This is a genomic window from Pantoea sp. X-Soil-TKNS-1211 (assembly GCF_059730495.1).
The window spans coordinates 470617-495632 of the sequence record NZ_AP035953.1; the positions used below are offsets into that span (position 1 = coordinate 470617).

The 25016-nt window shown below is 56.1% G+C and carries 28 protein-coding genes; 12 read left to right on the top strand and 16 right to left on the bottom strand.

All coding sequences use genetic code 11. From position 1 onward, the window contains the following. The 3 genes from AC6I8W_RS02050 to AC6I8W_RS02060 all read left to right on the top strand — a co-directional run bounded on the left by AC6I8W_RS02050 (position 1) and on the right by AC6I8W_RS02060 (position 3156). The gene (locus AC6I8W_RS02050) at positions 1-1185 is read left to right on the top strand and encodes a sialidase family protein (RefSeq protein WP_497836777.1); all 1185 of its coding nucleotides are present in this window, start codon (positions 1-3) and stop codon (positions 1183-1185) included. Beyond that, on the top strand, positions 1182-1862 hold the full coding sequence (locus AC6I8W_RS02055; protein ID WP_497836778.1) for an SDR family NAD(P)-dependent oxidoreductase: 681 nt from the start codon (positions 1182-1184) through the stop codon (positions 1860-1862). Before AC6I8W_RS02050 ends, AC6I8W_RS02055 begins: the two co-directional genes overlap by 4 nt. 205 nt (positions 1863-2067) lie before the next feature. Further along, complete coding sequence (locus AC6I8W_RS02060; protein WP_497836779.1) at positions 2068-3156, top strand: YncE family protein; 1089 nt, start codon at positions 2068-2070, stop codon at positions 3154-3156. Positions 3157-3220: 64 nt separating this feature from the next. Here the strand turns inward: AC6I8W_RS02060 and AC6I8W_RS02065 are convergent, their stop codons facing one another. The 3 genes from AC6I8W_RS02065 to AC6I8W_RS02075 all read right to left on the bottom strand — a co-directional run bounded on the left by AC6I8W_RS02065 (position 3221) and on the right by AC6I8W_RS02075 (position 5514). Beyond that, positions 3221-3511, bottom strand: coding sequence for a DUF1330 domain-containing protein (locus tag AC6I8W_RS02065; protein ID WP_497836780.1), 291 nt, complete (start codon positions 3509-3511; stop codon positions 3221-3223). Further along, positions 3511-4392 (bottom strand): glutathione-dependent disulfide-bond oxidoreductase, encoded by an 882-nt coding sequence (yghU, locus tag AC6I8W_RS02070; RefSeq protein WP_497838089.1) that lies wholly within the window; start codon positions 4390-4392, stop codon positions 3511-3513. Before yghU ends, AC6I8W_RS02065 begins: the two co-directional genes overlap by 1 nt. 102 nt (positions 4393-4494) lie before the next feature. Further along, positions 4495-5514, bottom strand: a complete 1020-nt coding sequence (locus AC6I8W_RS02075) for a LacI family DNA-binding transcriptional regulator (RefSeq protein WP_497836781.1) — start codon at positions 5512-5514, stop codon at positions 4495-4497. Positions 5515-5615: 101 nt separating this feature from the next. On the opposite strand from AC6I8W_RS02075, the gene AC6I8W_RS02080 reads away from it, so the two are divergent. Further along, the gene (locus AC6I8W_RS02080; RefSeq protein WP_497836782.1) at positions 5616-6617 is read left to right on the top strand and encodes a Gfo/Idh/MocA family oxidoreductase; all 1002 of its coding nucleotides are present in this window, start codon (positions 5616-5618) and stop codon (positions 6615-6617) included. 108 nt (positions 6618-6725) lie between these two features. Here AC6I8W_RS02080 and AC6I8W_RS02085 read toward each other — a convergent pair whose 3' ends face one another. Both AC6I8W_RS02085 and AC6I8W_RS02090 read right to left on the bottom strand, forming a co-directional pair. Next, positions 6726-7604, bottom strand: a complete 879-nt coding sequence (locus AC6I8W_RS02085; RefSeq protein ID WP_480367612.1) for a sugar phosphate isomerase/epimerase family protein — start codon at positions 7602-7604, stop codon at positions 6726-6728. Continuing rightward, entirely contained in the window at positions 7588-8646 is a 1059-nt protein-coding gene (locus AC6I8W_RS02090; RefSeq protein ID WP_497836783.1) for a Gfo/Idh/MocA family protein, read from the bottom strand. Before AC6I8W_RS02090 ends, AC6I8W_RS02085 begins: the two co-directional genes overlap by 17 nt. Before the next feature lie 332 nt (positions 8647-8978). Between AC6I8W_RS02090 and AC6I8W_RS02095 the strand changes: the two genes are divergently transcribed. From AC6I8W_RS02095 to AC6I8W_RS02115, 5 genes are all read left to right on the top strand, one after another. Further along, entirely contained in the window at positions 8979-10007 is a 1029-nt protein-coding gene (locus AC6I8W_RS02095) for a LacI family DNA-binding transcriptional regulator (protein WP_497836784.1), read from the top strand. Between the two features lie 191 nt (positions 10008-10198). Then, positions 10199-11122, top strand: a complete 924-nt coding sequence (locus tag AC6I8W_RS02100) for a TIM barrel protein (protein WP_497836785.1) — start codon at positions 10199-10201, stop codon at positions 11120-11122. A 10-nt stretch (positions 11123-11132) separates the two neighbouring features. After that, the gene (locus AC6I8W_RS02105) at positions 11133-12326 is read left to right on the top strand and encodes a Gfo/Idh/MocA family protein (RefSeq protein WP_497836786.1); all 1194 of its coding nucleotides are present in this window, start codon (positions 11133-11135) and stop codon (positions 12324-12326) included. A gap of 155 nt (positions 12327-12481) precedes the next feature. Continuing rightward, entirely contained in the window at positions 12482-12874 is a 393-nt protein-coding gene (locus tag AC6I8W_RS02110) for a hypothetical protein (RefSeq protein ID WP_497836787.1), read from the top strand. A 13-nt stretch (positions 12875-12887) separates the two neighbouring features. After that, on the top strand, positions 12888-13202 hold the full coding sequence (locus AC6I8W_RS02115) for a hypothetical protein (RefSeq protein ID WP_497836788.1): 315 nt from the start codon (positions 12888-12890) through the stop codon (positions 13200-13202). Positions 13203-13440: 238 nt separating this feature from the next. On the opposite strand, the gene AC6I8W_RS02120 is transcribed toward AC6I8W_RS02115, so the two are convergent. From AC6I8W_RS02120 to nac, 6 genes are all read right to left on the bottom strand, one after another. Next, positions 13441-14178, bottom strand: coding sequence for an amino acid ABC transporter ATP-binding protein (locus AC6I8W_RS02120; RefSeq protein WP_497836789.1), 738 nt, complete (start codon positions 14176-14178; stop codon positions 13441-13443). 9 nt (positions 14179-14187) lie between these two features. Next, the gene (locus AC6I8W_RS02125) at positions 14188-14943 is read right to left on the bottom strand and encodes an amino acid ABC transporter permease (RefSeq protein WP_497836790.1); all 756 of its coding nucleotides are present in this window, start codon (positions 14941-14943) and stop codon (positions 14188-14190) included. A gap of 5 nt (positions 14944-14948) precedes the next feature. Next, a complete protein-coding gene (locus tag AC6I8W_RS02130; protein WP_497836791.1) occupies positions 14949-15644 on the bottom strand; it encodes an amino acid ABC transporter permease in 696 nt (231 codons plus the stop codon). A 12-nt stretch (positions 15645-15656) separates the two neighbouring features. Continuing rightward, on the bottom strand, positions 15657-16409 hold the full coding sequence (locus tag AC6I8W_RS02135; RefSeq protein WP_497836792.1) for an SDR family oxidoreductase: 753 nt from the start codon (positions 16407-16409) through the stop codon (positions 15657-15659). Between the two features lie 133 nt (positions 16410-16542). Continuing rightward, the gene (locus AC6I8W_RS02140; RefSeq protein ID WP_497836793.1) at positions 16543-16956 is read right to left on the bottom strand and encodes an acetyl-CoA carboxylase biotin carboxyl carrier protein; all 414 of its coding nucleotides are present in this window, start codon (positions 16954-16956) and stop codon (positions 16543-16545) included. Between the two features lie 122 nt (positions 16957-17078). After that, a complete protein-coding gene (gene nac, locus AC6I8W_RS02145) occupies positions 17079-18002 on the bottom strand; it encodes a nitrogen assimilation transcriptional regulator NAC (RefSeq protein WP_497836794.1) in 924 nt (307 codons plus the stop codon). 199 nt (positions 18003-18201) lie between these two features. On the opposite strand from nac, the gene AC6I8W_RS02150 reads away from it, so the two are divergent. Continuing rightward, positions 18202-18471 (top strand): hypothetical protein, encoded by a 270-nt coding sequence (locus AC6I8W_RS02150; protein WP_497836795.1) that lies wholly within the window; start codon positions 18202-18204, stop codon positions 18469-18471. 24 nt (positions 18472-18495) lie between these two features. Next, positions 18496-19698 (top strand): pyridoxal phosphate-dependent aminotransferase, encoded by a 1203-nt coding sequence (locus tag AC6I8W_RS02155; RefSeq protein ID WP_497836796.1) that lies wholly within the window; start codon positions 18496-18498, stop codon positions 19696-19698. Positions 19699-19809: 111 nt separating this feature from the next. Here the strand turns inward: AC6I8W_RS02155 and AC6I8W_RS02160 are convergent, their stop codons facing one another. From AC6I8W_RS02160 to AC6I8W_RS02175, 4 genes are read right to left on the bottom strand one after another with little or no spacing between them, the layout of a single operon-like run. After that, positions 19810-20577, bottom strand: a complete 768-nt coding sequence (locus AC6I8W_RS02160; protein WP_497836797.1) for a 5-oxoprolinase subunit PxpA — start codon at positions 20575-20577, stop codon at positions 19810-19812. Positions 20578-20598: 21 nt separating this feature from the next. Then, positions 20599-21585, bottom strand: coding sequence for a 5-oxoprolinase subunit C family protein (locus AC6I8W_RS02165; protein WP_497836798.1), 987 nt, complete (start codon positions 21583-21585; stop codon positions 20599-20601). Further along, positions 21582-22283, bottom strand: coding sequence for a 5-oxoprolinase subunit PxpB (gene pxpB / locus AC6I8W_RS02170; RefSeq protein ID WP_497838090.1), 702 nt, complete (start codon positions 22281-22283; stop codon positions 21582-21584). The genes AC6I8W_RS02165 and pxpB overlap by 4 nt, the downstream gene beginning before the upstream one ends. An 11-nt stretch (positions 22284-22294) precedes the next feature. Further along, on the bottom strand, positions 22295-23134 hold the full coding sequence (locus AC6I8W_RS02175; protein ID WP_497836799.1) for a transporter substrate-binding domain-containing protein: 840 nt from the start codon (positions 23132-23134) through the stop codon (positions 22295-22297). A 247-nt stretch (positions 23135-23381) separates the two neighbouring features. On the opposite strand from AC6I8W_RS02175, the gene AC6I8W_RS02180 reads away from it, so the two are divergent. Next, entirely contained in the window at positions 23382-24278 is an 897-nt protein-coding gene (locus AC6I8W_RS02180) for a DMT family transporter (protein ID WP_497836800.1), read from the top strand. A gap of 33 nt (positions 24279-24311) precedes the next feature. On the opposite strand, the gene AC6I8W_RS02185 is transcribed toward AC6I8W_RS02180, so the two are convergent. Beyond that, positions 24312-25007, bottom strand: a complete 696-nt coding sequence (locus tag AC6I8W_RS02185) for an RraA family protein (RefSeq protein ID WP_497836801.1) — start codon at positions 25005-25007, stop codon at positions 24312-24314. Positions 25008-25016 lie beyond the last annotated feature (9 nt).

Below are 25016 nucleotides of genomic sequence, written 5' to 3' on the forward strand. Positions count from 1 at the left end.
ATGACCGATTCAACTCTTACCGTCGAACGTAACGGTAACCTTCATCCGCATGCGCAGGACGCGCAGCAGCTCACCGCGATGCTGCCTTCGGTCTGTCCACAAAACCATGCGGCCAATCTGCTGCCGCTGCCGAATGGCGACCTGCTGTGCGTCTGGTTTGGCGGCACCCAGGAAGGGATCGCGGATATCTCGGTCTGGTGTTCGCGTCTGGCAAAAGGCAGCGAACAATGGAGCGAGGCGGAGAAGCTGTCGGACGATCCGACGCGATCTGAACAAAACCCGGTGCTGTTCCTCGATCCGCAGCAGGTGCTGTGGCTGCTGTGGACCGCGCAGAAGTCCGGCAATCAGGATACCGCGATTGTGCGCTATCGCCAGTCTCGCGATTTTGGCCGTAGCTGGTGCGCTATCGATACGTTGCTCGACCAACCCGGCACTTTTATCCGCCAGCCGATCGTCGTGCTGCCAAATGGCAACTGGCTGCTGCCGGTATTTTATTGCCGCACCCAGCCGGGGGTGAAATGGGTTGGCAACGATGATGTCAGCGCGGTGAAAATTTCCAGCGATCAGGGCAAAAGCTGGCGCGATGTGGCGGTGCCGGACAGCCTCGGGTGTGTGCATATGAATATCACCCTGTTGCAGGATGGCCGCCTGCTGGCGTTGTATCGCAGCCGCTGGGCCGATTACATTTATCAAAGTCGTTCCAGCGACGGTGGCGAAAGCTGGAGCGCACCGCAGGCGACGACGCTGCCGAATAACAACTCCTCGATTCAAGTCACCACGCTGCACAACGGCCATCTGGCGCTGGTGTTTAACGCCATGAGCGCTAAAGATGCCAGCGAACGTCGCCTGTCGTTGTATGACGAGATCGAAGATGAAGAAGAGGGGGACGTCGCAGTGGCGGCGGAGCCGGTGGTGCACAGTGGTCGAACCGCATTCTGGGGCGCGCCACGCGCACCAATGACGCTGGCGATCTCGGCCGATGGCGGTCAGAGCTGGCCGTGGCAGCGTAACCTCGATGAGGGTGATGGCTACTGTATGACCAACAACTCCCAGCAGAAATTGAACCGTGAGTTCTCCTATCCCAGCATTAAGCAGAGCGAGGATGGTGCGTTGCATATCGCTTATACCTATTTCCGCCAGGCGATTAAGTACGTGCGCGTCGATGAATCCTGGGTTGTCTCATGAGCCGACATGCGCTGGTGACTGGTGTTAGCTCCGGGATAGGCGCGGCGATTGCCGACCATCTGTTACAGCAGGGCTGGCAGGTGACCGGCTTCAGCCGCACCCAGGTGAAAAATGATCATCCGGGTTTTACCTCGGCCAGCGTTGATCTGTTTGATGCTGCGCGACTGAAGCAGGCGCTATTGGTGCTGCCAACCGTGAATGCGCTGGTGCATGCCGCCGGGATGATGGCGGCAGCGCCACTGGGTGAGCTGGATGAAGAGGCCAGCAGCAGGCTGTGGTATCTGCATGTGCAGGCGGCACAGATTATGGCCAATGCGTTGCAGCCGAGGATGCAGCGGGGCGATCGGATTCTGTTGATTGGCAGCCGTACCTCACGCGGCGCGGCCGGGCGTAGCCAGTACGTCAGTACCAAGGCGGCAATGGTCGGCATGGCGCGGAGCTGGGCCGCCGAGTTAGCACCTCAGGGGATTACGGTGAATGTGATTGCTCCGGGTGCCACCGAGACGCCGATGCTGCTGCAACCCGGACGCGCCAGTTCGCCGCCCAAACTACCGCCGATGGGGCGTTATATCCAACCGCAGGAGGTGGCGGCGCTGGCCGGATTTGTGCTGTCGCCCGCTGCGGATGCCATTACCGGGCAGGAGCTGGTGATCTGTGGTGGGGCGTCCCTGTCATAACGGAAACGTAGCGGCGCGATTTATCGCGCGCCTTTGACTTTGAAGCTGCGGTAGACATGCGCGATAAATCGCGCCGCTACGGTTCTTGCTGGCTGGTAGCGGCGCAATTTATTGCGCTGTGACGAATAATCAGCGTTACGTTTACTCGATAATCGTTAATACGTATGATTCTCATTCTTTTTATAACTCCCTGATGGAGCTAAGAATGAAATCCTTGTTCAATCCGCGTATTGCGGGCGTGGCGCTGGCTGTAGTGACGGCGCTCAGTTTGACAGCCTGCCAGGCACCGGCTAAAAAAGCTGCCGCCCCGGTCGTTGCCCCCCAACCGGTTGCCAGCAACGTGCAGCAGCGTGTACTGGCGGAAGGCCTGTATGAGATGGCGTATGTCCCTGGCAGCACCTCTTCGTTGTTTGTCGCCAGTGCCCAGAGTTTTAAAGGCGTTAACGGTGGGGTGATCTACCGCCTCGATCCTGCCACGCTGAAAACCCTCGGCGAAACCCACACCGATCTGAAAAACTTCGGCATGACGATGGAGCCGGACGGCAGCCTGCTGTATGTCACCAATACGCTGGATGGCGGAATCTCAAAAGTGGATGCGCAGAGCGGCAAGGTGTTGCAGCGTCTGATGTTTGGCGTGATCAACGACAAAGGCTTCCCGACCGGTGCGCGTGAAATCATGCTACACGATGGTCTGCTGTATATCGGCGGCGTGGCCGATCCGGGCCTGATCTGGGTGGTGGATGCCAAAACCTTTAAGCTGAAAACCACCATTAAAAATGCCGGCAAGTGGGTCACCGGTCTGCTCTACTCACCGGTGACCAAGCGTATCTATGCGGCCAACGGCAGTGGCGAGATCCTGGTGATCAACCCGCGCAATCACAAGATCGAACAGCGCTGGACGCCGGGCGATGACAAAACCTATTTGCTGCTGAATCTGGCGGAAGATCCGGCCACCGGTCGCCTGTTTGTCACCGACAACTCTAAAGCGAAAACCACGCTGGTGTTTGATGAGCGTACTGGCAAGGTGATCAAACGTCTCGACGGTGACGCGCTGGGCATCAAGTTCAATGCCAAACGCAATGAGATCTATATCAGCCAGCGTGAATCCGGCAAGGTGCTGCAACTCGATGCCACCACCTATGCGGTGAAAAACAGCTGGACGTTGCCAACCCATCCCAACAGCCTGCTGGTGTCGCCGGATGGTCAGACGTTATTCGTGACGGTGAAGCAGGGCTTCAACAAAGATCATTCCGCGAAGGGACCGGATAGCGTAGTACGTATCCCGTTGAATTGATAAGCAAATGGCGGTGGTGACACCGCCCTTTTGCACGATAAATCGCGCCGCTACGTTTGGTTATTTATGCCACACCTTGCACCAACAACACGCGATAGTTCGCCCCTTTCAGACGATGTGCCTTCGCTTCCTGGTACGCCGGGCTGTAATACCAGCCTTTCGCCGCATCGATATCCGGGAATTCCAGCACCACCACGCCTTCGGCTTGCGGGCCTTCCAGCGTTTCCAGCGCGCCGTAAAAGGCGAGCGGATTAATCGGATGATCGCCGCGTGCTTCCCCCGCTTTTTGCGCGTAGGTTGCCATTTCGCCGTCGTTCAGGGTTTCATCGCGGATAAAAATTACGTACGCACTCACTATTTCTCTCCTCGCGCCTGGCGTTTGTCTTCGGTGTTGGTATCAAAATCGGACGCATCATGGCGTTCCAGCAACTGGTCTTCCGGTGCGGCACCAAAGGCGCGGTTCACCTTACGGCCACGAATCACCGCCGGACGCTGCGCAATCTCTTTCGCCCAGCGCACCACATTTTTATATGACTGCACATCCAGGAACTCAGCGCCGTCGTATTGGTTGTTCAGCACCAGGTTGCCGTACCATGTCCAGGTGGCGATATCGGCGATGCTGTATTCCTCACCGCCCAGATAGCGATGATCAGCCAACTGACGATCCAGCACATCTAACTGACGTTTTGCTTCGAGGGTAAAGCGGTTGATGGCATATTCGATTTTTTCCGGCGCGTAGAAGTAGAAATGACCGAAACCACCGCCGAGGTAAGGGGCTGAACCCTGTAACCAGAAAAGCCAGTTCAGCGCTTCGGTACGACCTGCGATGTCTTTCGGCAGGAAGTGACCAAATTTATCCGCCAGATACAGCAGGATGTTGCCGGACTCAAATACGCGTAGCGGCGGGTTAACCGAGTGGTCGCGCAACGCCGGGATTTTCGAGTTAGGGTTGACCTCAACGAAGCCACTGGAGAATTGATCGCCCTCACCGATACGAATCAACCAGGCGTCGTATTCGGCTTCTTTAATGCCAAGCGCCAGCAGTTCTTCCAGCAGGATGGTAATTTTCTGGCCGTTCGGCGTTCCCAGCGAGTACAGCTGGAGCGGATGTTTGCCGACCGGTAGGGCCTTCTCATGCGTCGGCCCGGCGGTTGGACGGTTGGTTTTCGCGCCGTTGCCTTTGGCTTCCGGGTCCCAGGTCCAGACTTTTGCGGGCTGATACTGATGTTCCGACATAGTGATTTCGCCTTGTTGTGGTTGCATTTTTTGCTGCCACTGAGTGTAGCAGTCGCGGTCAAAGGCGATTTAACCGCGCTGGCGGTGAGATGCAAAGTCCGGTTATGCAAAGTTCTCTTGCGTAAAAAGCATAAAGTCGACTTTGCCCGGCTGATAGGTTTCCGGCTGTTCGCCTTCTTCCAGATAACGCAGCAACAATGTCAGGGCCAGCTGCGCATGGCGCAGGGTGTTTTGATCAAGGGTCAGCGTCAGCACCTGTTTCTCCAGCAACTGACGCGTGATGTGGTATAGCTCATGGGTGACATACACCACCTTGCCGCACAGGCGATGACGCGCCAGTGCTTCATGGATCTGCGTATTGCCCAGCCCGGTGTTATACAGACCGACGATCTGCTTTGAACCCGCCAGCGTTTTTTCCAGCAGGTGGCTGATACGCTCGCGTTCATCCTGCCCGGCGAGGATGGCGTTGAGGCGCAATTGTGGAAAACGCTCTGCCAGCACCGCCTGAAAGCCTTCGATGCGTTGGCGATGGGCGCGATAGTCAGCGCGACCACTGACCAGCACGACCTCTCCAGGTTGTGACAGCATGCTGCCCAGCATCAACCCGGCGGTACGCCCGGCCTTGTATTGATCGATGCCAACATGGCACAGGCGCGCAGCATCGGGCAGGTCCGTCACCAGCGTAATCACCGGCACGCCACGTGCTTTGCAGGCCGCCAGCGCCTGATAAATCAGCGGATTTTCATGGGCGAAGACAATCAGTGCATCCATTTTTTTGCTGCTGGCTTCGATGTGCGCCGCCAGTTTCTCCGGCGCGTTTTCCGGGATCAGGGTGCGATGCAGCCGCAGGCGGCGATAACCGATTTGATCGGCGAGGGTGGCAAAATCCTGTGCCAGCTGTTGAAAGAAGAACGAACCGTTGCCGCTCAGCAGCACTTCAATCTGCCATGAATGACGATGCTCCTCCGGCAAAATACGGTTTAACCCGGCATCGCGGGCGATCTGCAACACCTTTTTGGTCATTGCCGGTGAGACGCCGCCACGATCGTTGAGCACGCGATCGACCGTGGCGACGCCTACACCTGCCCGCTTCGCCATTTCCGCCAGCGTCATTGCTTTCATCTGAGTGAATTCCATCAAAAACCGCGTTCAGCCAGCCTGCCAGAAGCGGCTATTTTGACAAGCACGCTACGTCTGAAATGTGAACAAACAGGAGCTTTATCATGCGGTCACCGCAACGTTTTGCTTTGATTGGTAGTGGTTTTATCGGCCAGGTCCATGCTGCTAACCTGGCGGCACATCCCGGCGTGGAGTTGGCGCTGGTGTGCGATATCGATGCCTCACGCGCCGAAGCGGTAGCGCAGCGCTACGGCGCAAAAGCGGCCAGCGTGCAACAGGCGCTTGCCAGTGATGCCATTGACGGGGTGTTGATTGCCAGCGCCACACCAACCCATGCGACACTGCTGGAACAGGCGGTGACAGCGGGGAAAGCGGTGTATTGCGAAAAGCCGATCGATCTGTCACTGGCGCGCGCGCAGGAGGCCGTGGAGAACATCTCGCCGTTGCAGGTGCCGGTCACGGTGGGCTTTAACCGTCGTTTTGACCGCAGCCATCAACAACTGAAAACGCAATTGCAGCAGGGGGTGATTGGTCGTGCTGAACTGATCCAGATGGTGTGCCGTGCCTCGGAGCTGCCGCCATTAAGTTATTTGCAGGCATCGGGTGGGCAGATGCGCGATCAGGCGATTCACTTCTTCGATCTGCTGCGCTGGCTGACCGATGACGAAGTCACCACCGTTGGGGCAATGGGGGCAGCGCTGGCGATGCCGGAAATCCGGGACTTTGATGTTGATACCTCGGTGCTGATCATGCGGATGCAGCGCGGCGCGCTGGCGCAGTTGGATAATACCCGGCGTACCGCTTATGGCTACGATGAACGCATCAGCGTGATGGGCAGTGAAGGGATGCTGGCGTCAGAAAGCCAGTCGGTGCGCGGCGCAACCCTGTACCAGGGGCTGCGGATTAACCAGCCGGGTCTGTATGCCGATTGGTTCAGCCGGGTGCATGAAACCTATTACACCCACCTCGATGCGTTTTTGCGTCATATCGCCGGAGAGAAAGTCGAAGGGCTGCCAGGGCTGCTGGATGGCCTGCGCGCGCAGGCGATTGCCGAAGCGGCGCAGCTATCGTTAACGCGCGGGGAATTTGTTGAGGTGGTGACGTAGCGGCGCGATTTATCGCGCGGATTTTTCTGGCATCGCGCACGGGGCTGCGCGATAAATCACGCTTGAGATTGCGCGATTTATCGCGTCGCTACGATTGATATCACACCGTTACAACAATTCACGCTCAATCAGTTCGCGGGTTTCCACCGCCTGATGCTTCATCTTCTCGGGATAGCCAAACAGCGCCGCCGAGATAATCGATTCACCACCGACCTTAAAGCTGCGGTTGGCAAAATCCATCTCACGTAACGCTTCGAACAGCGCATCGAAATTGACCTCACCTTCACCCACGCCGACATGCTGGTGGATAGTGGCGTCCACGCCCGGCGGGTTGACGATATAGCGGCAATGTTTGGTGTGGTTCATGGTGTCGGCAATCAACATATGCGACAAATCGTCACCGGCATAGTGAAGCATGCTTTTCACATCGCCTTTGCCTTTGTCATAGAAAAAGGTGTGCGGCGCGCTGTAGATATACTTCACGTGGTCGCTGCGGAAGGACTTCACGATATCGGCGGTTTCGTTGCTCTCCTCGCAGAAATCCCACGGGTGGGCCTGAATTTCCACGCGAATACCTTCACGTTCGATAATGGGCAACAACTCTTCCATCGAACGGTAGAACATCTCTTCGCAAATCTCTGGCTCGTTCGGATTGCCGGACAGCTCGGTATTGATCACCGGCACCCCCATTTCCACGGCGATCTCGATCATGCGTTTCCAGTTCTTCACCGCCGCCTGACGGCGCGCTTCGTCCGGGCCAGACCAGCGATACACCACGATAAACGAGGAGATTTCCACCCCGGTGGAACGCAGCGCGTTCTTGTATTCGGTGATGATTTCACGGCTGGCTTTCGGGTGTTTATAGAACGGGTTGATTTGCGGATGGGGCGACTGTTCGATGTACTTGTAGCCCCATTCCGCCACCTGATGCACCATGCGGGTGATACCCAGATCGCGGATTACATCCACGTCAAAAGCGATTTTCATTATTTTCTCCTGCGCGTTCTTCATTGAAAACCACACCGATCTGGCGTCTCACCTCATCCATCGTGTTGAGCGTTGCCAGCGAAGCGGCAAACGGACGCACCGGTGAGTCAGACAGACCCTGATGGATACACCAGGCGGTATGTTCGATTTCATGACAAAGCTGGATATAGCGATTGTTGGGCTCTTCCCAGCGCAGCGTGTGGCGGCCATCGCTGGAAGTCAGACGGAAATGACCGGGTGCGTAAAACTGGCCGTCGAGATACAGCGTGGCATCGCGACCGGCAATTACCGCCGTGCCCGGCGTGTTACTGAATAAGGTGGTGTTGAGCACCGCCTGCATGCCTTGCGGGTGGGTCAGCAACATCGAGGTCTGACCGTTAACGCCGCCTGGTGCGGGCTGACCTTTTGCGACAATGCTATCTGGCGCGCCACTGACCAGCACGCTGAAGCTGATCAGATAGCTGCCCAGGTCCAGCATCGGGCCACCAGCAAGATCGGCATTGAAAATGCGGTGATCCTGGGTGAAATACTCGCCATGATCGGCAATCAGGGTGTGCACGTCCCCGAGCGCACCGTCGGCCAGCAACTGACGGATCACATCATATTTCGGCGCATAGTCGCACCACATCGCCTCCAGGCACAGACGTTGTTGCTGCTGTGCTTCCTGTTGCAGCTGCAATGCCTGCTGCGCGTTAAGCGCCAGCGGCTTCTCAATCAATACATGCTTGCCGGCGTTAAGCGCGCGTAGGCCATCCGGGAAATGGTGGTTATGCGGTGTGGCGATATACACCACATCAATGTCGTCGCGGCTCAGCAACGCATCAATGCCTGCGCAGGCGTGGGGAATCTCCCACTTGTGGGCAAAGGCCTGCGCTTTCTCCAGACTGCGCGATGACACCGCCACCAGTTGCTGCTGCGTGTGGTGGCGCAGCGCGTTGGCAAAGTGGTCGGCTATCCAGCCAGGACCGACAATACCCCAGCGCAGCGCGGGTATCTGGTTTACAGGGTGACGACGGGGTACAGGTAAGGTTGAGGGGAACATATCATCTCCGTTTTTCTTCGCTACGAAACACATCGGGCGACCAGGCAGATCATTCACCACTATAGAAAGGCTGAGCAGGGCGCTCTAACGCTTTGCTGATGCAAATCCATCAACCTCACCGCAGGTGTCGTCGGGCAGCATAATTATCAAACATTTGTTCCGTTTTGTAGGTGTTTTAAGAATTTTCATTTCATTATGCGATGGTGATCAAAGTTATGAGAGATTCTCTATCAGGAATTACGATTTAATGACGATTTTTGCTGCGAACACCTCGCACTTTTTATGCCGCTCAGGCATTATTTTTGATAATTTTTCTATCATGGATATCTTGCATGAGTAAAATCACCATGAATGCTATTGCCGCTGCTGCCGGTGTCGGTGTGGCGACGGTCGATCGTGTGCTGAACCGCCGTGCGCCGGTGCGTGCCGCCACCGAGCAGAAGGTGTTGGAAGCGGCGAGTCGTTTGGGCTATCGCGCTGACCTGATGCCGTTACTCAGCAGCCGCGCTTTAGCGCCTGCTGTCGCCTTGCGTATGGGGTTTATTCTGCTGGCAAAAAGTTATTCGTTTTATCAGTCGTTAACCGATGCATTGCGTGAACAAACACAGCCACTGCATCCCGCAGGCAGCGAAGCGCAGTTTTGCTGGCATGATATTGACGACGTGGATGCGGTGGTGGCTTCGCTGTATGCGCTGGCGCAACAGGTCGATGTCATCGGGCTGGTGGCGCTTGATCATCCGCTGATTCGCCGGGCGATTGAAACGGTGTCGCGACAGGGCGTGCGGGTTTATGCGCTGTTTTCCAACTTCTCTCCCTGTGGTCATGCCGGTTATTTCGGGCTGGATAACCAAAAGGCCGGGCGTACCGCGGGTTGGATGGCAACGCACCTGCTGCATCAGCCGGGACCGGTGGGGGTGCTGGTGGGTGACCACCGTTTTACCTGCCAGGAAAGCTGCGAAATCAGTTTCCGTTCTTACCTGCGCGAGCAGGACAACGCACGTCAGGTGCTGGAACCGCTCAAAACCCATGAGTCGATTGAAGGGGGCTATCTTGCCACGCGCCGTTTGCTGGATGAGCATGCCGATCTGGCGCTGATTTTTGCGCCCTGTGGCGGAGTTGAAGGGGTGATGCGCGCGCTGCGTGAACAGCCGCAACGGCGAGTAGCGTTGATTTGCCACGGCCCGGTCAGTGACGGCGATCTGGCATTGATTGATGGCACCATCACGGTGATGCTGCGCCATCGAATTGAGGATCTGGCGACCACCCTGGTGCAGACACTGCAACAGCATCAGGCGGAGGGCCGCGAGCATTTCATGCAGGTGACGCTGCCGTTCGATATTGTGACGCGGGAGAATTTATAACGCAGTTGGAAAACGCGCGATAAACGGCTGTCCATCGGTAGCGGCGCGATTTATCGCGCAATATGATAGAATATCTATCATTTAAATGATAACAAATAACTTGATCGCTATCAAAAAATGAAAATTCCATGCTTGTGAAGAATGAAATTTTAATTTGATACTTGCTGCATCAATCACAGCAAGGAACGATCATGACTATCCATATCGCCAATGCGCCCTGTAGCTGGGGCGTTGATGATCCAAAGAATCCTTTCCTGCCGCCGTGGCAAAAAGTCCTGAGTGAAGCGGCACAAGCTGGGTATCGCAGCATTGAACTGGGGCCGTGGAGCTATCTGCCGGTGGAGGCCAGGGAGCTACGCCAGCAACTGGAGCATTACGGGTTGTCGCTGGTGGCAGGCACTATTTTTGACGACCTGGTCAGCGCAGCCAATTTCCCGGCGATGGTGGAACTGACCCACAATATCTGCCGCAATCTCTCCCTTGTGCCAACGGCCGAGAAAACCCACGCAGACAACGCGCCAGCCCCGTATCTGGTGATTATTGATTTCGGCAATCCGCAGCGGGCGAAATATGCCGGTCAGTCGGATAAAGCGCCACGCCTGTCGGCTGACGACTGGCAACGCATGATGCAGCACATCACCACCCTGAGTGAGATCGCCTGGAACGAGTATGGCGTCCGTGCGGTGATCCATCCCCATGCCGGGGGTTGCATTGAATTTGCCGATGAACTGGAACAGCTGGTGCAGGACATTCCGCACGAGGTGGCGGGTTTGTGTCTTGATACCGGCCATCTGTACTACTCCGGCATGGACCCCATTCCTTACCTCAATCGCTACTGGGATCGCATCGATTATCTGCACTTTAAAGACGTTAACGAGGCGGTATGGCGCGATGTGATTGCGCGTGGCGTCGACTTCTTTGCTGCTTGTGCCGAAGGGGTGATGTGCCCGATAGGTAAAGGAGCGATTGACTATCCGGCGGTGCGCGCTTTCCTCGTGGAACGTGACTATCAGGGCTGGATCACCATCGAGCAGGAACGTGACCCACGCCATGCTGACACCAGCCTGCGCGACGTCACGGCTAGCCTGCACTATCTGCAATCGGTCGGATTCTGAGGACAACATCATGATTAACGGTACAAAAGCTCTCGATCGTTCACTGCGCTGGGGTATGGTGGGCGGTGGTGGCACCAGCCAGATTGGTTACATTCATCGTTCTGCTGCGTTGCGTGACGGCAATTTTGTGTTACAGGCCGGGGCATTTGATATCGATGCTGCGCGTGGCCGGGCTTTCGGTGCAGCGTTGGGGGTAACGGAAGATCGCTGCTATCCCGATTACGAGACGATGTTTGCTGCCGAAGCGGCACGCGCTGACGGCATTGAAGCGGTGTCCATCGCCACGCCTAACAACACCCACTTTGCTATCTGCCGGGCGGCGCTCAATGCCGGGCTGCATGTGGTGTGTGAAAAGCCGCTGTGCTTCACCGCTGCCGAGGCTGACGAGCTGGAAAGACTTTGCGCTGAGAAGAAAAAGATCATCGGTGTGACCTACGGTTACGCCGGGCATCAGCTGATTCATCAAGCGCGGGAGATGATCGCCGCAGGGCTGCTGGGGGAGATTCGCATCATCAATATGCAGTTTGCCCACGGGTTCCATAACGAGGCGGTGGAGCTGCAAAATGCCAGCACCAAATGGCGCGTTGATCCACGCTTTGTTGGTCCGAGCTATGTACTGGGGGACCTGGCGACGCACCCGCTGTTTATCGCTGAAACCATGGTGCCACAGCTGAAAGTTAAACGCCTGCTGTGCAGCCGTCAGAGCTTTGTCAAAAGCCGTGCGCCGCTGGAAGATAACGCCTTTGTGATGATGGAGTATGACAACGGCGCGGTAGGCACCATGTGGGCGTCGGCGGTGAACTGCGGCTCAATGCACGGCCAGAAGGTGAGGGTAATTGGTGATAAGGCCAGTCTGGAGTGGTGGGATGAACAGCCAAACCAGCTGCGCTATGAAGTGCAGGGGCAGCCGGTGCAGATTCTGGAGCGTGGCATGGGGTATTTGCATGGCCGCGCCTTAGAGGAAGATCGTATTGGTGGTGGTCATCCTGAAGGGCTGTTTGAAGCCTGGTCCAATCTCTATCGCCGCTTTGCGCTGGCGATGGATGCGACTGACCGTGATGACCAAACCTTCCTGCGCGATTTCTGGTATCCCGATGTGCATGCCGGGTTGATGGGCGTGCGCTGGGTTGAGCAGTGCGTGAAATCCGCAGACGCGGGCGCGGTGTGGGTGGAATGTGATGCATTGCCAGTGCACGCCGACTGAGCGAGCATCATTGTCTGCCAGACAGGCATAATAAATCTGAGTTCAGAGAAATATCAGGAGTGACAATTCTGTGGCTTCTGATATTCAGAATTAATTTGATTTTTAATTGAGAGGGAAGTGATAAAATAAAAGAGTTTATATCTGCAGGAGCAAGGATGATCATGAAGCGATATTCCATGGAAATACCCGATCACGAAAAATACAAGGGTAATTTTGATGTTATCATTGAGGCATTACAACTGTTAGGTTGCAGTTTAGAAGATTTCAATGAGCATGAAATGCACTTCCCGATTAAGATCGATTACCATTATAGCTTTTCACTTTATATCGATTTTGAACACGCCGCAGTCAGGCTTGTCTCAGTGATTGAAAAAAGCGGATCGTTAGAATATTTGCAGGATGTATTTGGTGAAAATTATCAGGCTGAGGAGGGGGAAGAATGCTTTATCATCAGGCTGAAAACAGATGATGATAATCAAATTGACGCAGAAACATTAGCGCTTTCATTGGTTGATATTAAAGAAAAATCCATGTTTTTTCTTCATTGAAAAGGAATTTGTAATGATTGCCTTTAACGGAATGCCGAGTGCAGATATGGCTTTAAGAGTACTTACGGGCCAGCCTGAATCACGTATTAATCACAAACGCCAGCGATCTTTTCTTGAAGGATTTGCATCTATTTCAATGAATGATGGTAATCGAAATAATAATATCGATCCCTATCTTAAAAGAATGAAGAGGACGGCAACTGCCGAGGCAAGGTATACCTTTAATACAGCGGTGAATGAAGCTAATAGGGTATATGGCTTTATGGTTCAAGGAATTGAAAATGATTATATTAGTGATAAATCCCCATCAAAAGATGCAACCAGATAAAATAGGCTGAGCCAGGCAAATGATGATCTGGCTAGAAAATTAAATGCTGCAAGAGTAAATTATGATGACGCAATATCTAATATTCAACGTATGTGAGTCTGCATATTACTGTTAATTTAGATATTCTTCTGTAAAAAGACCTTCCTGTCCATTCTGTTAAAGGATATGGACAGGACTTATTTTAAATTGTGTTGAACTGAGCCTGGTATGCACTTGCAGGACTGCGGTGTTGTGGTTTTTAGTGGGATCGTAAATCGCTTAAAAACCGTTGTGCGCGCGGGTGCTGCGGCTGGGTGAAGAACTTCTCCGGCGTGGCCTTTTCCAGAATCTGCCCCTGATCCATAAACCAGATGGTATCCGCCACTTCACGGGCAAAGTTCATCTCGTGGGTGACGCACATCATCGTCATCCCTTCCTGCGCCAGACCACGCATCACCGATAACACCTCGCCAACCATTTCCGGGTCGAGCGCTGACGTCGGTTCATCAAACAGCATCACCGGAGGCTTCATCGCCAGCGCACGGGCAATCGCCACGCGCTGTTGCTGACCACCGGAAAGCTGTGCCGGATAGGCATCCGCCTTGTGCGACAGCCCAACGCGTTCCAGCAACTCGCTCGCCTGTTGACGCGCCTCTGAGCGTTTCATGCCCAGCACTTTCATCGGCGACATCATAATGTTCTCGGCGACTGAAACATGCGGGAACAGGTTGAAGCTCTGGAAGACAAAACCGATACGGGTGCGCAGCTGATTCAAACGCGTACTGCTACCGTGGATATCGATACCATCGAACACAATCTGGCCGCCTTCAATCGGCTCCAGGCGGTTAACGGTGCGGATCAGTGTCGATTTGCCGGAACCGGAGGGGCCACAGACCACCACCACTTCGCCGGGATTGATCTCGGCACTCAGGTCAGTCAGCGCCTGATACGCGCCGTACCATTTGTTGACCTGATTAAACAGAATCATCGGTCTCATAGCGGTTCCTTATTGCGATTGGGTTTTAGTCATCATCACCGCCGGTGCTACCGTGAGCGTCTCCACCGGTGACTGACGACGTTTCTGCGCAAGGCGCGCTTCGAGTTTGTTGGCGAGCCACGTCAGGCTGAAGCAGATGATGTAGTAGCTCAGCGCCACGATGGCGAACACCTGGAAAGGTTTGGTCAGCAACTGGTTGCTCACCTGGTTGGCCGCAAAAGTCAGCTCCGGCACGTTAATCACGTAGCCAAGGGTGCTGTCTTTGATGATCGATACCAACTGGCTCACCAGGCTCGGCAGGGTGTTAAATAACGCCTGCGGCAGGATGACCAGACGCAGAGTCTTGATGTGTCCCATGCCCAATGCGCGCGCCGCTTCGTACTGGCCGTGCGGTAACGCCTGAATGCCGCCGCGTACGATCTCGGCGATATAGGCGCTCTCATAAATTACCAGCGTACACAGCATGGTGGAGAAACCGCTGATGTTATGACCAATCAACAGCGGTACGCAGAAGTAGGTCCAGAACACCACCATCATCAGCGGGATGCCACGCAGCAGATAGACCCAGCAGGTGGCAGGCCAGCTCAGCCAGCGCCACGGCGACAGGCGCGCCAGCCCCAGCAACACACCAACCGGAAAGGCAAACAACACCGCCAGCAGCGAGATTAGCAGGGTGCAGAGCACCCCACCCAGCGGCCCATTCGGGTACTGGCCCATTAACAGCAGCATGCCGTTGTCATGCAAAATGGTGAACATCTCAAACATCGCCATTACCTCGCATAGACGCGCTGAAAGCGGCGGGCTAGTAACGCGCCAAGGCCCATCAGCATCAGGGAGAAGAACAGATAGCCAACGGTTGCCACCAAATAGGACTCGAAGGTACGGAAGGTCTGGTTCTCAATATCACGGGTGACATAGGTCAGCTCCGCCACGCCAATCACCATCGCCAGGCTGGTGTTTTTGAACAGCAGCACCGTATGGTTGATCAGTGCAGGCAGTGCGTTACGAATCCCCTGCGGCAGGATCACTGACCACATGGCTCGCACAAAGCTCATGCCGAGTGCGCGGGCGGCTTCGTTCTGTCCATCCGGGATGGCGCGCAAACCGCTGCGGATATCTTCCGAGAAGTACGCCGCCTGGCACAGCCCCAACGCCACCAGTGAGAACAGAAACTCGGCGTTGAAGTCGTTAATCCACATTTGCAGCGCTTCCGGTAGCAGCGTCGGAATGGCGAAATACCACATCATCAACTGAATCAGCGTGGGTACGTTGCGGTGATACGAGACATACGCTTTCACCAGCCCGACGGCGATGCGTTGATCGGTCAGGCGGATCACCACCAGCAGCATGGCGAGGATCATCGCCAGCAGCCAGGCACCCAACGCCAGTTCAAGAGTGACCACCGTTCCGTCAACGATCATCTGGCCGAAGTGGCCGGTTATCACACTGCTGAAATCGAGTGCCATAGGTTTACCTCATTACTCGGCGCGGTCGCCCGGTCGCATGGTGGAAAGGCCGCCCGGCACTTGCAACGTCGGGGTGATTTCGATATTGCCGATATTCACCGCCACTGGAGCAGAGAGGGCAAAGGCCACACAGTCGGCGATATCTTTCGCCTGCGGCAGCTCAAAGCCATCGATAAAGCGACGACGCGCCTCTTCGTGGTCACCAGAGACATTGCCGAAAATATCGGTGGCGACACGACCCGGACAGATCTCGGTGATACGCACACGTTTGCCATAGCAGTCGACGCGCAGCTGGCGCGACAGGGCATGGACCCCCGCCTTGGTGGCGTGGTACACCGAGTTGCCACCGAAGTTGTAGATCGCGGCGATGGAGGTGATGTTGAACACATGACCACGATCGCGGGCCACCATGCCCGGCACCAGCAGACGACACAGATGCAGCACGGCGCGCAGGTTGACATCTACCTGGGTCTCAATCACGTTCTCGTCAGCGTCGAGGATGGAACCCGGATGCGACAGCCCGGCGTTGTTCACCAGAATGTCGATTTGCAGGTCCTGACACAGTGCGGTCAGGGCGTTGAGATCGCTGACATCTACCGCATGCGGGATGCAGCCAGTGCGCTCAGACAGTGCCGCCAGTTGTTCTTTCCGACGCGCTACGGCGTGGACGGTGATTCCTTCCTGGCACAGACGCTCAACAATCGCTTCGCCCATCCCGGCGGATGCGCCGGTGACCAGTGCGGTTTTGTAATCTGAAAATGGCATTTGCCTCTCCTGTCATCGCCGGGCCTGTGGCAGCGGCGCGTTTCTGATCTTTTTCTGACTGTATGCAGTTATGTTCAATGGGGATAAGACATAAAAATTTTGAGGCAATAAGCGACCCTTATAACCACGATTTTTACCTGTTATCATCATGAATTATAAGTATTTCTTCATCATATTCCACGCGTGCGCCATCACTGATAGCGATAGTGTTCACCGTACCGCTCACCGGGCTGGTGATCGGTAGATAGAGCGGGCCAACTTGCACCAGCGCCAGCACATCATCGGGTTTAACCGCCTGCCCGGTCTGGACAAAATCCTGCTGGCTGAGTGGATGGCGCAAGCGCAGCGTACCGGGCATTGGCGCGCCGACCGGGTGAGTCGCGATCGGAGGTGCGGGAACGGGTTGCGGCACGGAGGGGGGCACTGCATCAAATGTCATTTTTACCGACCAGGTTTTGCCACCCAGCGCGAGATGATTTAGCCCGGCGGTTTGCATTTTGCGCGCGACGGCACGCAGCGTCGGCAGCGGGATTGCGGTTTTTTCCATAGGGTTTCCGTCAAAGCGAAACTGGCTAAAAAGCCCGCCGGAGCGGGCTGCTTACGAAGTCAATCTAGCGCGTTCGTCAGACGGGCAGTAAGAGGGTTTCGCTTTGCGGTAATAAGCGAGGCTTATCCCACCAGCGTCAGGGGATGGTTTTCCACATTGCGGCGTGACATTAGCGACAACAGAATCGATTTCACCGCTTCTGCCGGTTGCGATAGCGGCAGATGATCCGACATACAGAACGACAGCGAAGCCTGCACATCCGGTTCGACAATCTTCGCCATCCACGAGTCTGAAGTTTTCAGCATCGCACGCGCAGCGGATTCCGGCATGATGGTGGCACCCAGACCGGCAGTCAGTGCGGCGTTGAGCGTGGTTTGTGATTCGATCTCGCACTTAACGCGATATTGCAGGTTGTTTTGCACAAAGGCATCGTCCAGCACCTTACGCATGATGTTGTAGATGCGTGGCAGGAACAGATCGTACTGCGCCACTTCTGCCAGTCGGATCTCTTTCACCGGCTTTGCCAGGCTGAACGGACAGACGAAGCACAGGTCTTCCTTCATCAGCGGCATAAAGCGCAGGCCGTGGATATTGCGATGGTCATAGATCACCGCCATGTCCATGCGACCATTCATGATCAGCTCACTTAACGTGGTGCCAAAGTTCTCATTGAAATAGAGCACAATGCCGGGATGTTGTTGCTGCACTTCCATCATCAGTGGTAGTGCAAGGTTTTGTGCCGCCGTGCCCGGTGCCAGACCGACAGAGACGCTGCCGCTGAGCGACGCGCCGACACGATCAATCGCACTTTGCGCCTGTTCGCACTGGCGCAAAATGGACTGGGCATGAGAATAGAGTGTTTTACCCGCTTCGGTAGGGGTGACGCCACGCTTGGTGCGGATCAGCAATTGCTGGTTCACTTCCCCTTCCAGCGTCGCCAGTTGCTGGCTCAGGGCGGGTTGGGCGATATGCAAAATATCGGCGGCCTGCGTCAGACTGCCGACATCGACAATTTTAACGAAGTATTTAAGACGGCGAAGATTCATGGTCACTCCCTCCAACGGAACGCATATCAACATCAAGCAAAGTTGATGCCAGAATAAGGTTTAGTGATTGAACTCAGGCAGGAGGGTACGGCGCAGATGCCTCCTAAGGCTTTTGCTGAGTTGACGCTATGCCTGCTCAACAAATGTTCAGACAGGATGTTTTGCACCATTATGGTGCGTTTTCCCATTAGCGTTACCAATGGCTGACGGCAGCAATGCGCTACGATGGCACGTGCAGCGGCTTGAAAGTAACAGTTTTTTAACATATCTGGTGCGCAAGCTACGTGACCCGCCGCGCATTTCCGGGCAATTCACTGACTTTGCTGAAAAAGTGTGCAGCCGGTCCAGTCATCGTTTTGTGTTATATCACCACAACAAAGCTCTATTAGCGGTGGCTGTCGGTGAAAACCTATGCTCAGAGAACTTTGCTGGCCGTGCGCGTTTTGGCGTGCCGCGCCGTTTCTGCTGACACTGAGATCAGGAAGTGTTCCCCATGCCCGAGATAGCCGATCGACTAAAGAATGTGACTGTTTCCGCCTCCGTCGCCATGACCCAAAAAGCACGCGATCTCGCGGCACAGGGTATTGATGTGGTGGCACTCTCCACTGGCGAACCCGATTTTCCGACGCCGGATCACGCCATTGAAGCGGCTTACGCGGCGGCACGCGCTGGGGATACCCGTTATCCACCCACCGATGGCACACCCGCCCTGCGTAAAGCGATCCAGCTAAAATTCAAACGTGATAACAAGCTGGATTATGACGTCAGCCAGATCCTCACTGCCGGTGGTGCCAAGCAGATCATCTTTAACGCCATTCTGGCGACCATCAATCCGGGCGACGAAGTGGTGATCCCAACGCCGTCATGGATCAGCTATGCCGATATCGTGAAATTTGCCGGTGGTATTCCGGTGCCGCTGCCGTGCGCCCAGGAGAATGGCTTTAAACCACTCCCGGCGCAGCTGGAAGCGGCGATCACCGATAAAACCAAATGGCTGCTGCTCAACTACCCAAGCAACCCGACCGGTTCGGTGGCGAGCAAAGCGGAATTGCAGGCGCTGGGGGAAGTGCTGCTGCGTCATCCGCAGGTGTGGATCATGACGGATGATATCTACGAACACCTGATTTACGACGATGTGCGTTTTTACACCCTGGCGCAGGTGGAACCACATCTGTATGACCGAGTGCTGACGGTAAACGGTGTCTCTAAAGCTTACTCGATGACCGGCTGGCGTCTTGGCTTCTGCGGCGGCCCGGCTCCGCTGATTAAGGCGATGAGCAACGTCAACACCCAGAACAGCGGCGGCGTGACCACGCTGACCCAGGCTGCGGCAGTGGCGGTGTTGGAAGGCCCACAGGATCTGTTGCAGGAGCGCGCGCGTATCTACCGTGAGCGCCGTGATTACGTGCTGGAGCGTCTGACCTCGATTGATGGTCTGCGCTGCCATAAGCCACAGGGCGCGTTTTATCTTTTCGTCAATATCGCGGGTTATATCGGCAAAGTCAGCGCCGGTGGTCGTCAGATTAACAACGATGCAGATTTCGTACTGGCGTTAATTGAGGAACAACATGTGGTGACGGTGCAGGGCGCGGCCTACGGTATGAGTCCGTTTATCCGCCTGTCCTACGCCACGAGCATGGAGCGTTTGCAGGCTGGCTGTGACCGTATTGCGGCGTTTTGTGCCGGTTGTCGGTAATAAAAAAGCGGCCAATGGCCGCTTTTTTATGTCGTAGCGGCGCGATTTATCGCGCTTTTTTTATGGGGTTTTAAAGCCGCGCGATAAACCGCGCCGCTACGACCGGGAGCGTTAAGCCAGCACCTCAGCAGCCGGAGCCACCTGATGGCCGTTGGCTTCGATTTCGCTGCGTACGATGGTGGCGAGTGCCAGCGAGCCGGGCGTATCGCTGTGGACCAGAATCGAGCGGGCGTGGACCGCGATCTCTTCACCTTCAAGGGTGGTGACGGTGCCGCGTTGCAGGAACTGGCGTACACGGGCGCGCAACGCGCCTTCTTCTTTAATCACCGAACCGGTGATGCCACGCGGCACCAGATGGCCCTGAGCATCGTAAGCACGGTCGGCGAGGAACAGCGTCAGGGTTTTCAGTCCGGCGGCCTGGGCAGCGCGCTCAATGATGGTATCCGGCTGGGCGAAGATAATCAGCGAGCGATCAATGCGTGCCACCAGCTCCATCACCTGCTGCGCCAGCGCGGCATCACGGTTGACGATATTGCCCATTGCGGCGTGGAAACTGAAATGGGCCACGTGGGTGCCTTCAGCGCGAGCAATTGCCATCAACGCCCCCAACTGATACGCCACCTGCTGGCAAATTTCGTCAGCGGAAAAAGGCAGCTCGCGGCGGCCAAACCCCTGGCGATCCGGCAGGCCCGGATGTGCGCCAATCCCCACGCCATGTTGCTTCGCCAGCCGGACCATGTTGGTCATGATCGCCGGATCACCGGCATGGAAGCCACAGGCGATATTGGCGGATGACACCACCTGCATCAGCGCGGCGTCATCACACAGCTGATAAACGCCGAAGCCTTCTCCCATATCGGAATTCACATCAATCTTCATCGTTTTGGTTCCTTGCCAGGGTTAAACGCTCACTGCCTTGCGCAGCGGCAGGCAGCTCAGACGCAGCCGGGTGAGCCAACGCGTCACTTCGTGTTCAATGGCGATGGCAGCACGCGCATCACTTTTCACTAACTGGATCGACTGGCCCGGTAACACCTGGCCGAGTCGCCACAGATCCTGTTCGATCACCCCGGCGATCTTCGGGTAGCCACCCGCCGTGTTGGCATCGCTTAACTGGATGATCGGCTCACCTGCCGGGGGCACCTGCACGATGCCGGGGATCAGGCCATAGGATCGCATCTCCACCGTTTGTGACGGGAAGATCGGATCGCCTGCCAGCCGATAACCGGTGCGGTTGCTCTGGTTGGAAACTTGCCAGGATTGTTGCCAGAAACGCGCGGCGTCAGCCGCAAATAATGCGTACTCGCCAGAGGGGATGGCGCGCAGCTGGATTTCGCCGGAACTGTTACGTGGGAACCACTCGCGTAACGCACTTTCTGGCGGTTCGATACCGATGCCCGTAAAGGGTAACGTCGGGCCAGTCGTCGGGCCGAGTGGTAACTGATCGCCACGTTGCAATGCCCGACCATGATGACCGCCGAAGGCACCGCGCAGAGCGGTACTGCGCGAATCCAGCACCACCGGTACATCGATACCACCGGCAATGCACAGATAACCACGGGCACCGCTGCGCGGGTAGCGCAGCTCCAGCACCTGACCGGCGCGTACGCCGCACCCCCACCAGGGCGGCAGCGGGCTGCCATCCAGCGTGGCGCGGCAGTCAGCGCCGGTCACGGCGATACTGGTGCCCTGTAAAAAGCGCACGCGAAACGGAAACAGCTGCACTTCAATCGCGGCGGCATTTTCCTCGTTGCCGAGCAGCAAGTTACCCGCTCGCAACGCCAGCGGGTCCATCACGCCGCTCACCGACACACCCATATGACGATAGTTGAAACGGCCCAGGTCCTGCACCGTATTGAGCGCACCGCTCTGTTCAATCTCAATCACAGCTCAATCCTCTGCGGCAGAAAGCGAATGCGATCGCCGGGGGCCATCAACGCTGGAGAGTCTGCCAGCGGATCAAACACCTCCAACTCGGCATAGCCGATAGCGTTCCAGCCGTTGGGGCCAGTCAGCGCCGAGACACCCGCCTGTGCACCGCCAATGGTGACGGTGCCTTTCAACATGCTGAGCGACGGCACTTTTTTGCGCGGCGTTGCCAACTGCGGGTCCAGGCCATGCAGATAGCCAAAGCCTGGCGCGCTGCCGAGGGCAAATACCGTGTATTCGCTCTGATGATGACGGCGTACCACTTCACGCGCGCTGAAACCGGTATGACGGCAAACTGCATCAAGATCGATAGCGTGCTCGCCACCGTAATCCACCGGAATTTCAATCAGTTTGCCCTGCGGATGGATGGCCTGAGCCTGTTCCCAGGCGGCATGCAGCCGGGTGCGGATCGCGGCGTCGTCGGGCGGAATCTGGCGAAACAGCACCAGCAGATTGGTGACACCAGGGATCAACGATTCAACGTCATCGCAGCTGGCGAGCAGCCGTGCCAGCGACCAGACGCGACGTTGTGAGGGCAAATCAAAACCACCCGGCGCTTCCACCAGCCAGGCGCGTGCGCCAATGGTGGAGAGGGTAATCGTGGAGGAGCAAGCCAGCGCGGGTGCGCTGGCGGGCTGGATATCAGAGGGCGACATCACGGGCATGGTTATTCCAGCGGTTCAAATTTCAGACTGGAGAGCGGCTGAACGCGCTCCTCACGCACCATTTTGTATTCGGTCTTCGGCCCAATCCAGGTATCCCAGATCTTGTCGATGGTACCGTCGTCATCCATCGCTTTCAGGCCATTGTTGACGCTGGTCAGCAGCGCAGGTTCATCACGCTTCATACCCACGCCAATTGGCTCCAGCGCCATCGGTTCTTTGATCATCGCCAGGTCGATACCGTCTTTTTTCGCCTGGGTGATCATTTTGATGCCGGTCATGGTGTTGGTGACAAAACCCAGTGCTTTGTTCTGCTCCACCGCGAGGAAGGCGGAAGCGGTGTCCTGGAAGGTCACGGCTCGTGCGCCTTTCAGGTGGATTGACTGTTCCGAGGTGGTGCCTTTGGTGGCGCTGATGCGTTTGCCTTTGAAGTAGCTAAGCGGTTTGTCGCCCAGTGGGGCTTTCACCAGCAGCATCTCTTTAGCAACGTAGTATGGGTCGCTGAACTGGATCTGGTTGCCACGGGTTTTGGTGTAGGCAAGGTTAGCGATCAGTACGTCGGCACGGCCGGTGGCGATCACCGCGATACGCGCTTCTACGGAAGTCGGCACCAGGGTGACTTTGACCCCCATCTGTTTAGCCAGTGCATTGCACAGGTCAACGTCCATACCCGCCAACTGGCGGGTTTGCGGATCCGGTGAGGAGAACGGCGGTACATCAGAATAGACCGCGCACTTGAGTTCGCCGCTCGACTTAATGTTTGCCATCAGGTCAGCATGGGCGGAAGAGATAGCCAGCAGCGGCAGCAGCGCCAGCCCGATGGTGGTACGTCTTTTCATGGTCATGTGATTCCCCTCGGTAATCCGTCAATGTTCGCTTTTCCTGGACTATATCGGCTTTGTTTTGCGGCGAATAAGAGGGAAACCCTGTCGCGCGATAGCGAAATGCTATGACGGTGGACGATAAGTTATTGCTATTCAGGCAGAGCAAAATAGTGTTATCCCGGCCCTCTTTCTCTCCATATGGTATGCGCGTTGTCCTCTCGGCAATCAAGTCGGTTGCGAGTGGTAGAGAGAGAATAGGGTCAAAGCAATGAATGCCAGATTAGGCGTAGTACTGAAGATAATGGCGGCGCTGTGTTCAACGCTGATGTTGGCGTGTGTGAAAGGGTTGAACGGCACCATTCCCACCGGGGAAGTGATTTTTTTCCGCAGTTTTGTCGCGCTGTTTCCGCTGCTGATATGGTTGAAAATTCAGGGTAACGTGTTGGAAAGCCTGAAAACCCGCAATCTGTTCGGGCATCTGATTCGTGGCTTTTCCGGCACCGGCGGTATGTACTTCAACTATCTGGCGCTGGTGTATATCTCACTGGCGGATGCCACCGCACTCAGCTACGCCGCGCCGCTGTTTACCGTCATCATGGCGGCGGTGCTGCTGAAGGAACGGGTCAGGGCGTCGCGTTGGCTGGCGGTGATGGTCGGCCTGTGTGGCATTCTGATCATGCTGTCGTCCAAACTGACGCTGCTCTCCGGAAGTGCCGCCCATGCCAGCGCGGGTATCGGCGTGCTGTGCGCCCTGGTGGCGGCGATCTGTACTGCTACCTCCAACGTGCAAATTCGTTTTCTCAATGGCATCGAAAAGCCCGGTGCGATTGTGTTCTATTTTTCGCTGATGACCACGGTGATTGGCCTCGCCACGATTGTTTTTGGTTGGGCGATGCCCAGCGGCAGCCAGCTGTTGCTGCTGATTGGCTGCGGGCTGTTTGGCGGTCTGGCGCAGATTCTGGTCACGCTCAGTCTACGTTACGCGGATGCTTCGCTGCTGGCCCCGTTTGATTACACCACCCTGGTATGGTCGATGGTGGTCGGTTACCTGTTCCTTAATAGCCTGCCGGGTCCCACCACGCTGTTTGGCGCATCGATTGTGGCGCTGGCCGGGATTTTTGCCGTATGGCGTGAGCAACGGCAGCGCAAGTTGGCGCTGGTGTAAGAAGCGCGCCGCATTGTTGCGGCGCGTTTCCTGTTAACGATAAATATCGTCAATAATCTCCACCTGCTTACTGCGCAACGTTTCATCCAGCCAGCCACGTTCCAGTGAGCCGGTTTTCGCCAGCTCGAAGTTACGTTCATCCACCTGTAAATACGCCAGCGCATCCTCCAGGATACGTGCCGCGTCCTGGCGTGGAATCACGATCACGCCATCAGCATCACCGAGGATAATATCGCCCGGAGAGACATGGATTTTGCCGCAGGCGATCGGCACGTTGATTTCACCCGGACCGTCTTTAAACGGGCCACCTGGTGTCACACCCGCGGCATAAATCGGGAAATCCATGCGTGATAATCCGTCGATGTCGCGCACTGGGCCATCCAGCACAATCCCTTCCATGCCGCGCTGTTTTGCATAGGTTGCCATGACCTCACCCATCAGCGACTGGCTGCGATCGCCCTCGTTCGACAGAATAATCACATCGTTGCGCCCGGCGATATCCAGCGCTTTGTGCAGCATCAGGTTGTCACCCGAACGGGCTTTCACCGTCACTGCCAGCCCACACATAATCGGTTGCTGGGGTGCAGTCTTCAGGTTGATCTCCGCTGACAGTGCGGGCAGGCGGCTCATACAATCGGCGACCACGGCGGCTGGCAGCGTGCGGAAGGTTTCCAGCAGCGGTTCAGCATCATTCGGACGGCGTAAATAAATGCGGTTTCCTGCACTCATGTTATCTCC